12 protein-coding genes are annotated in these 13,152 nt (G+C 45.6%); 8 read left to right on the top strand and 4 right to left on the bottom strand.

The features are described 5' to 3' along the window. Positions 1-93: 93 nt before the first annotated feature. Positions 94-1,356: a 3-phosphoshikimate 1-carboxyvinyltransferase gene (locus QZ135_RS04665; protein ID WP_294606329.1), complete on the bottom strand. Its 1,263-nt coding sequence runs from the start codon at positions 1,354-1,356 to the stop codon at positions 94-96. Positions 1,357-1,611: 255 nt separating this feature from the next. Beyond that, on the bottom strand, positions 1,612-2,523 hold the full coding sequence (locus tag QZ135_RS04660) for an AraC family transcriptional regulator (protein ID WP_294606328.1): 912 nt from the start codon (positions 2,521-2,523) through the stop codon (positions 1,612-1,614). Between the two features lie 148 nt (positions 2,524-2,671). On the opposite strand from QZ135_RS04660, the gene QZ135_RS04655 reads away from it, so the two are divergent. The 4 genes from QZ135_RS04655 (at position 2,672) to QZ135_RS04640 (ending at position 7,961) form a co-directional block, all read left to right on the top strand. Beyond that, on the top strand, positions 2,672-3,982 hold the full coding sequence (locus QZ135_RS04655) for a TolC family protein (RefSeq protein WP_294606443.1): 1,311 nt from the start codon (positions 2,672-2,674) through the stop codon (positions 3,980-3,982). A gap of 26 nt (positions 3,983-4,008) precedes the next feature. Then, positions 4,009-5,043 carry an HlyD family secretion protein gene (locus QZ135_RS04650; RefSeq protein ID WP_294606326.1) on the top strand — a complete coding sequence of 345 codons (1,035 nt, stop codon included), beginning with the start codon at positions 4,009-4,011 and terminating at the stop codon, positions 5,041-5,043. Positions 5,044-5,047: 4 nt separating this feature from the next. After that, the gene (locus tag QZ135_RS04645) at positions 5,048-6,643 is read left to right on the top strand and encodes a hypothetical protein (RefSeq protein WP_294606325.1); all 1,596 of its coding nucleotides are present in this window, start codon (positions 5,048-5,050) and stop codon (positions 6,641-6,643) included. A gap of 106 nt (positions 6,644-6,749) precedes the next feature. Beyond that, positions 6,750-7,961 carry a multidrug effflux MFS transporter gene (locus QZ135_RS04640; RefSeq protein WP_294606323.1) on the top strand — a complete coding sequence of 404 codons (1,212 nt, stop codon included), beginning with the start codon at positions 6,750-6,752 and terminating at the stop codon, positions 7,959-7,961. On the opposite strand, the gene QZ135_RS04635 is transcribed toward QZ135_RS04640, so the two are convergent. After that, the gene (locus QZ135_RS04635; protein ID WP_294606321.1) at positions 7,928-8,320 is read right to left on the bottom strand and encodes a hypothetical protein; all 393 of its coding nucleotides are present in this window, start codon (positions 8,318-8,320) and stop codon (positions 7,928-7,930) included. The genes QZ135_RS04640 and QZ135_RS04635 overlap by 34 nt on opposite strands. A gap of 237 nt (positions 8,321-8,557) precedes the next feature. Between QZ135_RS04635 and QZ135_RS04630 the strand changes: the two genes are divergently transcribed. The 4 genes from QZ135_RS04630 to QZ135_RS04615 all read left to right on the top strand — a co-directional run bounded on the left by QZ135_RS04630 (position 8,558) and on the right by QZ135_RS04615 (position 11,535). Beyond that, positions 8,558-8,995: a cupin domain-containing protein gene (locus QZ135_RS04630; RefSeq protein WP_294606319.1), complete on the top strand. Its 438-nt coding sequence runs from the start codon at positions 8,558-8,560 to the stop codon at positions 8,993-8,995. 719 nt (positions 8,996-9,714) lie between these two features. Then, the gene (locus QZ135_RS04625; RefSeq protein WP_025835908.1) at positions 9,715-10,104 is read left to right on the top strand and encodes a DUF2721 domain-containing protein; all 390 of its coding nucleotides are present in this window, start codon (positions 9,715-9,717) and stop codon (positions 10,102-10,104) included. A gap of 75 nt (positions 10,105-10,179) precedes the next feature. Then, positions 10,180-10,917 carry an energy transducer TonB gene (locus tag QZ135_RS04620; protein WP_294606316.1) on the top strand — a complete coding sequence of 246 codons (738 nt, stop codon included), beginning with the start codon at positions 10,180-10,182 and terminating at the stop codon, positions 10,915-10,917. A 6-nt stretch (positions 10,918-10,923) separates the two neighbouring features. Continuing rightward, positions 10,924-11,535 (top strand): radical SAM protein, encoded by a 612-nt coding sequence (locus tag QZ135_RS04615; RefSeq protein WP_294606313.1) that lies wholly within the window; start codon positions 10,924-10,926, stop codon positions 11,533-11,535. A 6-nt stretch (positions 11,536-11,541) separates the two neighbouring features. Here the strand turns inward: QZ135_RS04615 and QZ135_RS04610 are convergent, their stop codons facing one another. Continuing rightward, a complete protein-coding gene (locus QZ135_RS04610; protein WP_294606312.1) occupies positions 11,542-12,786 on the bottom strand; it encodes a nitroreductase family protein in 1,245 nt (414 codons plus the stop codon). Positions 12,787-13,152 lie beyond the last annotated feature (366 nt).

The raw sequence follows: 13,152 nt of genomic DNA, 5'->3' as shown, positions 1-13,152 counted from the left end.
TGAAGAATTAAGAATGAAGAATTTGGCTGCGCTGCACAAGCATGCCGCCAGGTAATTCCTCATTCCTCATTCTTCATTCTTCATTTTTAATTTTTAATTCTTCATTTCTTTAATTCCAAATCCGGCTTGTTGCAAATCTTTCCAATATCCCGGATAAGATTTGGAAACCACCTGAGGCTCTGCAATCAGCAAAGACGGCATCCGCATGGCGGCAGGTGCAAAGGCCATTGCCATCCGGTGATCCTCGTAAGTTGCGATAACGGGGTTGGTTTCCGGTTCATGGCGCTCACCGTTCCAGATTAATATACTGTCCTCTTCCGACTTCACCACATATCCCAACTTATGTAATTCCGTGATGAGCGCCTGAATCCGGTCGGTTTCCTTTATTTTCAGACTCTGCAATCCGGTGAAACGGAAAGGTATGTTCATTAAACAACAAGTCACAACGAAAGTTTGTGCCAAGTCGGGTATATCGACTAAATCTTCCTCGATGCGGGCAACAGGGCTGCCCATCTTGGTCAATACTACTCCACGGTCGGTATGTGCTGTCCGTACACCAAGTTTCGTGAATATCTCCGCTCCCCGGCTGTCTCCCTGATAACTGCGTGGGAAAAGTCCCGATAATTCCACCTCAGTTTTTACGGTTTCCTTGTCGTTAGTTGCATCGTCATGGCTCAGGGCAACCATCTGATACCAATAGGACGCAGCACTCCAGTCGCTTTCCACCGTGAAAGGTATGTCTTTGTAAGTGCCGGGGCGGACGGTGATGCTACTTTCGGAACTCCATGCGGCTTCTGCACCGAATTCCTTCATCAGTTGCAACGTCAGGTTGATATAGGGGCGTGAGATGATTTCTCCCGTCAGGTTCAGTTTCAGTCCGTTTTTCAGAATCGGACCAATCATCAGTAAGGCAGATATATATTGTGAGCTTACGTTTCCGGCCAACGTGATTTCTTCGCCCGTCAGCTCCGTGCCCGTGATGCGTAGCGGAGGGTAACCCTCTTTGCCGGCATATTCTATTTGCGCACCCAGTTCGCGCAGGGCATCCACAAGAATCCGTATAGGGCGTTGCTGCATCCGTTCGGTACCCGTAATGATGCGTGTACCGGGTGTTACGCTGAGATAAGCGGTGAGAAAACGCATCGCTGTTCCGGCGGCAAGGATGTCGATATGTTCGGGAGTTCCGTCCAAAGCCTTTATCATGACACGGGTGTCGTCGCAGTCGCTCAGATTGGCGGGTGTGATGCATCCCTGTGCCAGAGCATGTAATATCAAAGCCCGGTTACTGATACTCTTGGAGGCCGGGAGCTGAATAGTGGTGTGCAGAGTGGCAGGTGCCGAAAGTTTATAACGCATAGTTGTATTCTTTCTTAGAATCTAATAGCTGGTTTACAGACTACAAAAGTACGATAAATATCTGAATAAAGAAACAGCTTTATGCTCTGTTGGCAGAATAAGTACATTTCTGTACTACGATATATATTGCCAACTTCTTGCCACTTCGTTGGCAAACTTTTGCCACCGTATTGGCAAGACCTTGCCATCGCATTGGCAATAACTGGCAAAAAATTGCGGACTAATCACTTGTTAGTCAGCAAAGAGTCGAAGAAGCTATCTTTTTCCCTGTTTCATGTCTTTTCTGAAATCCACAGGCGATATGCCCGCTTTCCGCTTGAAGAACTTCCCGAAAGAAGACTGGTCGGAAAAGTTGAGGGTTGTGGCTATCTCCTGTATGGATAGTTTGGAGTGTGTCAGCAAGTTGCGCGCTTCGCTGAATAGCATTTCAAAGATAAAGTCGCTCACGCTTTGCCCCGTCACGAGTTTCACGATTTGCGTCAGGTGATGGGTGGAAAGGTTTAGCCGTTCAGCGTAAAAGTCTACTTTGTGTTCTTCACGGTAATGTGCCGCCAGTAGTTCGATGAAGGACTTGATGACACTTTCGTAGCGCGTCAGGCAACCGTCTGTATGGGGTAGATTGGTGCGTTCGAGGATATCGCTTAAATCGAGATAGAAAGCAAACAATCGGTTCAGAATCACTTCCTTGTGATAGAAATGCTCTGTACGGTCAATGTTTTTGTTAACGCTGTCCAGCCGTTCCGCCAATAGGGCGGCATGTGGATGCTCCAAAGGGATCACAGGCTCATTATATAGCCTTACGCCATATTTGGTTCTCCGGTAAATCATATCGGTGGAGTCCATCTCATCAGTAAATATCTTGCTGACAAAGAGACATTGGCATTGGAAATCATCACTGCAATCATAAAAATGGAACAAATGTGCAGAAGTTAGCAGCAAGAGCGTATTTGCTTGAATGTTATACGTTTTGTAATTGATTGCAGCTCGTCCCTTTCCGGATAAAACCAATAGGATGATGAAGGCATCGAGGTGAATGTCTGACGAAAATTGTTCTTCCGCTTCCCGGTTTCCGATGGTGATGCAACTGATTTTCTTGCGCGTATCGTTTTCACTGCCGCTGATGATGGGGAGTTCACTGATGTTCTTGATGCGTATGGAAGAAGCCATTAAGTAATCTTTTTGTTGTATGGCAAAGGTAGCGCAAACCTTCGAAATCTCCAAATTAAACCAACTTTGCCAAATTTTAGATTTCCCTTTAGCAAAGAATTTGTCCGAACTTTGCAGCCGTTTTTGAGGTAACAATTTAATAGATATGATGAAAAGATTGAAAGATTTATTGGTCTTGATTTTAGCGCTGAACGTTTCTCTTGTATCTGCACAAACCATTCAGAAGATGACAATTGAAGAGATGTTCGAGTTGGCGGACGCTAACAGCCGCAGTATCCGCACGTTCCGTTTGGCGGAAGAAGAGGCCGGACAAGCGGTGAAGGTAGCCAGGAATGCCCAACTTCCTTCCATTGACGTTTCCCTTTCCGCAAGCTATCTGGGTGATGCCTGGCTGGCTGATCGTGACTTCGGGAACGGTGAGAATGCCGCTATGCCGCATTTCGGTAATAACTTTGCGATAGAAGCGTCGCAGGTAATTTATGCCGGAGGGGCTATTACGAGCCGGATTGCCATTGCCCGGTTGCAGCAACAGTTGGCGGAATTGGATAGGGAGAAGAACAAACAGGATATTCGTTTTCTGTTGGTAGGCAACTATCTGGAGATGTATAAGTTGCAGAACCAGGCGGAAGTGTACCGGAAGAATATCGAGCAAACCCGCAAGTTGGTGGAAGACATCAATGCCAAGCAATCCCAAGGACTGGCTTTGAAGAATGATATCACCCGGTATGAGTTGCAACTCAAGTCTCTGGAACTGGCTTTGACGCAGATAGAAAACGGTATTCTCATTCTGAACAACCAGTTGACCACGGTACTCGGATTGTCGGAGGAAACGGTGATAAGGGTGGATACTACTTTACTGGGACGGCTCCCGAAACCATCGGAAGAAGCGCATTGGCAGGAAACGGCCGTGCTGAGTTCGCCTGTGCTGCAACAGATGAAGCTGAACATCAAACAGTCTCAGTATAATGAACGGATAGCAAAAGCGGAACGTCTGCCGTCTGTGGCTCTCTTTGCCGGTGACAAACTGGACGGGCCTATTACGATTGAAGTGCCTCCCATCAATAAAAATCTGAATTACTGGTATGTGGGTGTCGGTGTGAAGTTTGATATCGCTTCTACGTTCAAGTCCGGCAAGAAGATTCGTCTGGCACGCTTGTCTACCCGGTGGGCGCAGGAGAGTGATTTGCTGTTGCAGGACAATGTGCGCACGGAGGTGAAAGCGGCATATATCCGTTTTCAGGAGGCTTTCACTATTTGTGATACACAGGAGAAAAGTCTGGAACTGGCAACACAGAACTACGGTGTGGTGAATAACCGTTATCTGAATGACCTGGCACTGATTACCGATATGCTGGACGCCAGCAACTCCAAGCTGAATGCGGAATTGCAGTTGGTGAATGCACAGATCAATATACTTTTCAATTTCTATAAGCTGAGAAAGACAGCCGGAAGCCTATAAACGAATTTTAAATAACAATAGAACATATGGAACGCAAGAAGAAAAAAGTGATTTATAACGTGGTGGTTAGTCTTTTACTCATTGCCGCACTGGTGTGGGTGTGCTCTCATTTCGTCCACCTCGGCAGCGTGGCATACACGGACAATGCACAGGTGAAACAACTCATCGTCCCCGTCAACAGCCGCGTGCAGGGATTTATCAAGAAGATATATTTCGATGAATACCAACAGGTTCGCAAAGGCGATACGCTGGCTGTGATAGAAGATGCCGAGTTCCGTTTCCGTCTGGCACAGGCTGAGGCTGATTTCCAGAATGCCATTTCCGGCAAGAATGCGGTGGCAACCACTGTACATACTACCCAGAATAACATTGCCGTATCCGACGCCGGCTTGCAGGAAGCTAAAGTCCGCCTCGATAATGCCGAACGTGAATATCACCGTTATAAGAACCTGTTGGCGCAGGATGCGGTCACCAAGCAGCAATATGATGCTGTGCAAACGAACTATGATGCCTCCAAAGCCCGCTACGAACTCCTGTTGCGCCAAAGGCAATCCACCACCCTGGTGAAACAGGAACAGACCCACCGCCTGGAACAAACCGATGCCGGCATTAAACTTGCACAGGCTGCCCTGGAACTGGCACGCCTGAATCTTTCCTATACCATCATCCTCGCCCCTTGCAATGGAACCACCGGACGGAAGGGAATTCAGGAAGGCCAACTGATACAACCCGGACAAACCCTGGTGGACTTGGTTGATGAAAACGAAAAATGGATAGTGGCCAATTACAAGGAAACCCAGACCACGCATATCCGGGAAGGCCAGCCCGTGGAAATTGAAGTGGATGCCGTTCCCGATATCCTTTTCAAAGGAACCGTGAAGTCCATCTCCCGTGCTACGGGGGCCAGCTTCTCCCTTCTCCCGCAAGATAACTCCGCCGGAAACTTCGTGAAAGTGGAGCAACGTATTCCTATCCGTATCGAGTTTTCTGCGGACAATCGTCCGGAAGATATGGAGCGCCTGCGCGCCGGCATGAATGTGGAATGTGTAGTAAATTATTGATGCGATGCACGAAACAGGACCTTTTTCTATTCCGGCCATCCGTGATATTGTTCCGCTTAAACTGCGCCCCTGGATAATCATTGCTTTCGTCATCATCTTCCAGTTTTCCGGTGGTATTTATCTGTCGGCAGTCAGCGAGATGGTCGGTTCAACGGCGTTGATGCAGGAAGACATTATGATGGCGGGGTATGCGTCTATGGTGGGCATGGGGCTGACATTCGCCATCATGTTCCGCCTGAAATTCCGCTTCGCCTCGAAGACTTCGCTAATGACGTGCAGCATAGCCCTGATTATTGCCAATCTGATATGTATGCATATCCGCAGTATTCCCCTGCTGGTGATAACTTGCTTTTTTGCAGGCATCTTCCGCATGTGGGCTACGTTTGAGTGTAACTCCACCATTCAGCTGTGGCTGACTCCTAAGCGGGATTTATCGGTGTTCTTCTGCTTTATCTACCTGCTGGTGCAAAGTTGCATCCAGTTGTCGGGTTTGATAACCGTCTACACGGCTTTCTGGGCGAAGTGGGAGTATATGCACTGGCTGATAGTGGGCTTGTTGCTATTAGTGATGCTGGCTACGCTCTGGCTATTTCGCAGCTATCGTTCCTTACCGAAATTACCGTTATTTGGTATCGACTGGCTAGGAGCTTTGATGTGGGGGCTCGTTTTGCTGTGTATCCTTTTCGTCTGCGTCTATGGTGAGCATTACGATTGGTACCGGTCTTTTCCAATCCGGGCGGCAACCGTCATCGGCATAGTAGTCCTAGCACTGAACCTGTGGCGCGCATCTTTCATCCGTCATCCGTTCATCGCACTGAAGACGTGGACGTATCGCTCCGTGTGGCTGCCCTTTATACTCTATATAATAATAGATATACTGTTGGCTCCTTCACACCTGTTTGAGCATATCTATATGGAGGGTATATTGGGCTATGATGCCCTGAACGTGATTTCGCTCAACTGGGTAGTGTTGCTGGGCATTGTGGTTGGAGCAGCTTTTACTTTTCTGACCTTTTCACGCCGTAAGTGGCGCTATAAGACGATGACAGTGATTGCTTTTTCTTCCATTACTGTCTATCTGATGTATTTCTACTTTGGCATTGATTATGCTTTGCCGAAGGAGACGCTGTTTGTGCCGTTGTTCCTTCGTAGTTTCGGGTATGTCATAATAGCTATTTGCTTTCTTACGGTGCTGTCGCGTGTGCCTTTCCAGCACTTTTTTCAAGCGGTGTCTGTGCAGGCATTTGTCAGTGCCGGGTTTGGCGGGGCTTTGGGGACGGCTATCCTGGGGCGTGCTTTGAGTGTGACTTTAAAGAAGAATGCGATGCTGCTTGGTTCGTCATTAGACCATGTGAACCCGTTCATCAGCCGGATGTCTGCCGGAGAACTTTATAGTGCTGTGCAGCAACAGGCGTTGATGGTTTCGATGAAAGAATTGTACGGCTGGCTGATTCTGATAGCATTGTTCTGCCTGTTGGTGTTCTTGGTTTATGAGAGCGATATCCGCCCATATAAAGTGCTGCATCCCACTTATCGCTCCATTCGCCGCTTTGCGAAGCATGAGCTGCGTATGGATAAGAAGTTGGGAGTAATCGGATGATTTAGTGTTTGTTTGTTCCTGTTTTGAACAACATAGGCTAAATTAGGTGGGGTGGGTCAACTGATTTATTCTTAATTTTGCCGTGCAATTAATTAAGGGTAATTATATGGGAAAAGATAATTCAAAACTATTCATTCTTATCTTATTAGGAATGTTGACAGCCTTCGGGCCGTTTGTCACAGATATGTATTTGCCAAGCCTGCCGGCTATGGGAGAATATTTCAATACGAGTTCTTCAATGGTTCAGTTGGGACTTACCACCAGTATGATCGGGCTGGCAGTCGGGCAGATATTCTTCGGTCCTTTGAGCGACCGTTATGGCAGGCGCATACCGTTGCAGGTTGCCATGTGGCTGTTCATTGTTTCAACAGTTCTCTGTTTGTTTGCGCAGGACATTCATCAGTTTGTCGCTTTCCGCCTGATACAGGGTATTGCCGGTGCGGGCGGCATCGTTATTGCCCGTTCCATTGCTACAGATAAGTTTTCGGGTAAGGAGTTGGCGAAGATGCTGGCAATTATCGGTGCCATCAACGGCATTGCTCCGGTGGTGGCGCCCATCATTGGAGGAGTATTTACGGAAGCTATCGGCTGGCAGGGGATTTTCGGTATTTTGCTTGTATTGGGCATGTTACTGCTGGCAGGCTGCATGCGCTTCCGGGAGTCGCTTCCCGCCGAGAAGCGACTGGCAACGAAATGGGCAGATACGTTCAATAGTTTCAAGGTGGTCCTCCGCAACAAGCAATATATTTGCTACGTGTTGCAACTGGCGTTTGCGCAAGGAGTGCTGTTTGCCTATATTGCTTCGTCTCCTTTCATTATTCAGCAACATTACGGTTACTCTCCTTTTGCTTTCAGCGTGTGCTTCAGCATTAATGCTATCGCTATCGGTGGTGCTGCAGCATTTTCCGTGAAGTTTCGCCGACCGGAAAACGGGACATTGGTAGGCTGCATGGGGATGCTTGTTTTCTCTGTACTGGAATGTGCTGCATTGTCTTTAGGTTGTAGCTTCTGGGTGTACGAACTGTTGCTGTTGGCAGTGCTGTTTATGATGGGAATGACTTTTACTACCTCTACCGCATTGGCTATGGAGTGTGAGCGCACTAATGCCGGGACAGCTTCTGCATTGCTGGGAGCTGTCAGTTTCTCGTTCGGTGGCATTGTTTCTCCCTTGGTGGGCATTGGAAATATCATGGTTTCCACAGGGATTATATTCGTAATATGCTCAGTCTGTTCTCTTGCCGGCATATTATTTGCATTGGGCAGAAGACGGTTGAAAGTTCGGTTTTACTTGGCGTTCAGTACATCCCAAAAGCGTTGAGGTAGGTGAATATTGGGTACATTCATGGCTTCTTTAAACAGGGGAGCAATCTCTTTCGGGGCGAATCCGGCAATGCCGCATCCTATTTCAGTGACGAGGAAAACGTATTCGGCATGTTCTTTGGCAAATCCGATGAATTGGTCAACATAAGGTTTGATGCTTTCCGGACCACCGTGCATGGTCGGGATGGCGTAAGTCTGTCCTTGTAGTCCTGTTCCTTGTCCCCAGATGGCTCCCCACTTCTTCCAGGCCAGATATGCAGCTCCACCACCGTGAGCACCTTCCAGATTACTGCCGAAAACGAATATCTCGTTCGGCTTTAGTTCCGTAATACGGTTTGAGGTAATTCTTGTTTCCATATATTTAGTTAGTATTAGGTTCTACTTGATTATTTTTCTTTTTTCTTCATTTTTAATCTCTTGCTTTTCAGCAAAAGTAACCTCCAGGTAACTATCTTACTTGTTTGTAACTTATTGTTTATAAGTAAAATAGTGTATAGCTTTGCATTGTCGAAAAGTCATTAACTGCATTTGCGAAGTTAGTGAAAAAACTGGTGAATACAACTATTTTATAAACTATTTAAAAACAAAAGAACAATGAAAGAACTTGCAGTAAAGAATTACAAGACAGCCGAAGGTCAGAAAATTAGTCAGGGTGGCAATGAGTTTACAGTGAAACCGATTGTTGCGCAGGAAGATGTAACTCAGTGTCGCGTCAACTTTGTAGAAGTGGAACCGGGCAACTTTGCCTATGGATATCATTATCATGAAACGGATGAGGAAGTGTTCTACATCATCAGTGGTACAGGCATTGTGCGCACTATCAATGGAGATGTAACCGTGAAGGCCGGAGATGCCATAACCTTCCCTGCCGGACCGGAAGGTGCGCACGTCATCCGTAACGGGTCGGATACGGAGAAACTGGTCTACCTTGATTTTGATACGAACAATGTACCTGAGATTGTGCACTTCCCGGATACGAATCAGGTGATGGCTTACGGAAGATTCTCTAATGGTATTTATGATAAGAAGTAGAGTTTGATTTGTCCTGTTTTCGTTTTGCTGAATTTTAGGTGAGATTTATATGCTTGCGGAAAAGGCAGAACGGTGCAGAAAAGAAGCATAACCCGTCAGAAAGAAATTAAAATCGCGTTATTTTGTATGTAATATTCATTTTTGTATCTACCCTGTCTTGGTATCTTTTGTACCCCCTCTCAGGCGCCTTCTGAATGGGGGTACAATGAGTCCGGGACTGAAAGGCATTCAGTCCGGGAGTCAAAGGCATTCAGTCCCTGACTGAATCAGGTTCACTCAACGAGTCGTAGGAAAAGCCGAAAGAGAGAAAATACTTTATTGCTCTTTTTGTAAAAAAACGTTTTTTGAATTATACTGTGTCATGCATAAGCTTTTCCGTCATTAATTTCATATCCCGTCAGAAGAGAAGGGAACAAGGGAACGAGTTGACAAGAAGCCAAGGGGCTGCGCAATGCTTCTACGCCGCATGGAACCTTGTTTCCTCGCCAACTTGTCCCCTCGTCAACTAATTCAAATCCGTGCAGAAAGAAATTAATTCTGCCAACGGATATATATTATGTTTTTTTATTTATCTTTGCTTTCACTGGATAAAGTTACTGTCCGATTCACTTTAAAAAGAATGCAGAAATGCAACGTGGTAAACCGGTTCCCATGAAATATATGGTTCCTTTTATTTTTAAACAGGAATAGCATTCCGAACTCTTTAATGAATAAAATATATGGATATAGATTTAACCACTCCGGCCCTGTTGTTCTCGGCCATCTCATTGATAATGCTGGCATATACCAACCGCTTCATGTCGTATGCCCAGTTGGTGCGCACGTTGAAGGAACAGTATCGTGCCAATCATTCGTCGGTAACCGCTGCACAGATTGCCAATCTGCGGAAACGCCTTTATCTGACGCGCGCCATGCAGGTGACGGGGACGGGCAGTCTATTGCTATGTGTAGTCAGTATGTTCTTTATCTATATACAGCTCTATTTAGTGTCGATATACATCTTTGGCCTGGCAATGGTGCTGCTGATTATCTCTTTAGCCATATCCGTATACGAGATTTATATCTCGGTGAAGGCTTTGGAGATACATCTGAATGATATGGATGAGTGAGACCGGACCTGTTTATTACAAAATAACTTTAACTCTTACACAATAATGAAACGAGGAAAACAAACTTGTAGAATTTTGAAAGAAATTCGTCGACAGATTGCTGAGGCAAATGATATTGATTTCGTAATATCCGAATGTCAATACAAAGGAGACTGTCTGGGCACTTGCCCCAAATGTGAGTCGGAAGTGCGCTATCTGGAACAACAATTGGTGGCACGGCATTCTATGGGAAAGGCGATAACTGTGGTGGGAGTGTCTTTAGGACTTTCTACTTTGATGGCTATGGCTTCGAATGTGAAAGAATGCAATGCCGGACCTGTTGTGCAGACGAGTGCGGTTCAATCTACTCGGTTTGTGGCTGGGGATATGGCAGAAAAGGATGCTGTTACTGTATTGATGGACGAAATTGAAATAACCTGGATGATGAATGATTCTATTAACGAGATCATAGAAGGGCGAAGGAAAGACTTGAAAAAAGAAGTGCAGGAAGAAAATGTATTGCCGGGAGTGATGGAGCAAATGGCGGAATTCAGAGATGGAGGCATGTATGGTTTGGAGCGTTTCTTGTATAAGAACTTGCGTTGGCCGGAGGGCGTTGATGAGAACAAGTCAGGTCGTGTGCTTGTGAGATTTCTCGTTGATAAAGACGGAACGGTGAAATCTGCCGAAATATTGCAAACTGCAAGTCCTGAATTTGATAATGAGGTATTGCGGGTGATTAATCTCATGCCTAAATGGGCGCCCAGCATACTTTACGGAATTCCGTTGGCAACGCAATATACAATTCCTGTGGTATTTAATTCTTCGAAATAACAGAGAATGGATAATTCTGTCCTCATATTATGTATCAGCAGACATCGCCTGTTAATTGACGGTGAGGGAGTGACGACTTTGGTCGCTTTTCATGGTTGCCCTTTGCGTTGTAAATATTGTCTGAATCCTCAATCTTTGTCGGATGAAATCGGACTTCCTCTTTACTCTTGCGAACAACTATATGAGAGTGTGAAGGTAGATGAGCTATACTTTCTGGCAACTCGCGGAGGTATCACCTTTGGTGGTGGAGAACCTTGTTTGCGAAGTGAATTTATCGTTCATTTCCGCGAACTCTGCGGGAGAGACTGGAGGATTACGGTGGAGACTTCCTTAAATGTGTCCCGTCAGCATTTGGAGACTTTATTACCCGTCGTGGACGATTACATCATAGATATTAAAGATATGAATGATGTAATCTATCAGAACTATACAAGCAGAAGCAATCGGCAAATGCTGGAAAACTTGCAATGGCTGATAGAACAGGGAAAGGCGGAACACATCACCGTCCGCGTCCCCCTTATTCCGGAATATAATACGGAGGAGGATACGGCTCGCAGTGTCAATCAGCTAAAATCTATGGGACTTTCTGATTTTGATGTATTTACTTACCGAACTTAAATTTATTTATTTTTCTTCTGTCCAGCGTTCATAATGCACATTCTCCGGCTTCCATTTATCTTTCGGAAGCGGATTCTCAGCCGGATAGCCTACGGGAACTACATTCAGAGGAATGATATGTTCGGGCAGATGCAGGATTTTCTGAACTTCTTTTACCCGTTCTTTTATGGGGTAAACACCTGTCCACACAGCACCCAACTCCAATCCTTGTGCTGCCAGCAGTAAGTTTTCAGTAGCGGCAGAAGCGTCCTGTACCCAGTAATCGCTACCCGCACCACTGATCGCTTTAGACAAATCTCCACATACGACGATAGCCAGTGGAGCCTCTTTTGCCATTTTTGCATAGGGAAGGGTAGAGCCCAGTTCATTCAATACTTCCTTTTCTTTGATGACAATGAAGGCCCAGGGCTGTTTATTGGTTGCCGTAGGCGCAGCCATAGCAGCTCTAAGTAACTGTTCCACTTTCTCTTCTTCCACTTCCTTGGGCAAATAAGAACGGATGCTGGTTCTTGCATGAATACTTTCAAGAACGGTAGATTTATTGTTCTGTGTCATAATAGGTTCCTCCTTATTAATTACTTGATTATTCTTTGGCTGGATGGATAAGGCAGTCACTACAATAACCAAAGCCAGATTGAAAAAGTTCAGCACATACTGTATGGTTTGTGTTCTGGGTTGTTGTTTGGAAAAATATGTGATAGCGAGGGTGCACACTGCAATTCCTGCCAGTAGTCCCAGGAAGAGTATCCAGTCGAAACTGAAAGAATCACCAGACTCTTCCAATGAATGTTCTTCGGCATACTCCATCGCTTTCTGTACGGACTGGATGATGGCGGCGGCGGACTCCGTGGCACCGGATATACCGTCCACCTCTTTGTTGAGTGCTTCTTCCGGTGTCAGATTATCCCATTGCTGCAACAGGTTGCTGTTCCTTACTTTGGCAAAGTAGCTGGGCGTTTCGGAGTTTTCCAGAGCTACGACTTTGATAATACGGTTGTCCTTTATATAGATTTCGAGCGGGACATTTCCGCCATATCCCTTGATGTCACTGGCAATCTGTCGGGTAGATATTATTTGTACCCCATCATCTGCATGCCGCAGTATTCCTGTATTCCCGTCTTGTTTTTCCGTTGCGTTTTCATTTTCTGGGAGTATATTCTGGAATTTATTTTCTTTGCAGATAGTCACTGCCAAAATTAGGAAGAAGCAGGTTATCAGGCTAATAATGGATTGGGCTTTTAATGCTTTCATATTTAGTTGCTATTTATATTGTTTGCAAATTTAGGAGAATTCTATTGAAAATAGCAAGCACATGCAGAAAAGTGATAGGGTGATTTGCTTTATTTATTTTTTTACGAAAAGCAAATTCCCACTTCAAACCGTATATTTAGGCTACCTCAGTCGTATACTTAGGGTATCTCAGTCGTATACTGAGATACCCTAAGTATACGACTGAGGTAGGACTTGTTTATATGTACTTATAATCAAATAGTTACATATTGTCATCCATCTGGTGGAAAAATAGGACAAGTCAACAAGCGATTATTTCACTCATTCTGGAACAGATTTGAATAAGTTGACGAGGAGACAAGTTGACGAGGGAACAAGGTTCCATGC

The sequence above is a fragment of the uncultured Bacteroides sp. genome (assembly GCF_905207245.1).
In the GTDB taxonomy this organism is placed as follows: domain Bacteria; phylum Bacteroidota; class Bacteroidia; order Bacteroidales; family Bacteroidaceae; genus Bacteroides.
This window is presented reverse-complemented; position numbering and strand designations above follow the sequence as displayed.

What these genes read in the sequence shown, in the direction of transcription:
- QZ135_RS04655 (WP_294606443.1), top strand. Translation starts at nt 2,672, where the DNA reads ATGAAAAGATTGAAAGATTTATTGGTCTTGATTTTAGCGCTGAACGTT.
- QZ135_RS04635 (WP_294606321.1), bottom strand. Translation starts at nt 8,320, where the DNA reads ATGGAAACAAGAATTACCTCAAACCGTATTACGGAACTAAAGCCGAAC.
- QZ135_RS04645 (WP_294606325.1), top strand. Translation starts at nt 5,048, where the DNA reads ATGCACGAAACAGGACCTTTTTCTATTCCGGCCATCCGTGATATTGTT.
- QZ135_RS04630 (WP_294606319.1), top strand. Translation starts at nt 8,558, where the DNA reads ATGAAAGAACTTGCAGTAAAGAATTACAAGACAGCCGAAGGTCAGAAA.
- QZ135_RS04615 (WP_294606313.1), top strand. Translation starts at nt 10,924, where the DNA reads ATGGATAATTCTGTCCTCATATTATGTATCAGCAGACATCGCCTGTTA.
- QZ135_RS04665 (WP_294606329.1), bottom strand. Translation starts at nt 1,356, where the DNA reads ATGCGTTATAAACTTTCGGCACCTGCCACTCTGCACACCACTATTCAG.
- QZ135_RS04610 (WP_294606312.1), bottom strand. Translation starts at nt 12,786, where the DNA reads ATGAAAGCATTAAAAGCCCAATCCATTATTAGCCTGATAACCTGCTTC.
- QZ135_RS04640 (WP_294606323.1), top strand. Translation starts at nt 6,750, where the DNA reads ATGGGAAAAGATAATTCAAAACTATTCATTCTTATCTTATTAGGAATG.
- QZ135_RS04625 (WP_025835908.1), top strand. Translation starts at nt 9,715, where the DNA reads ATGGATATAGATTTAACCACTCCGGCCCTGTTGTTCTCGGCCATCTCA.
- QZ135_RS04660 (WP_294606328.1), bottom strand. Translation starts at nt 2,523, where the DNA reads ATGGCTTCTTCCATACGCATCAAGAACATCAGTGAACTCCCCATCATC.
- QZ135_RS04650 (WP_294606326.1), top strand. Translation starts at nt 4,009, where the DNA reads ATGGAACGCAAGAAGAAAAAAGTGATTTATAACGTGGTGGTTAGTCTT.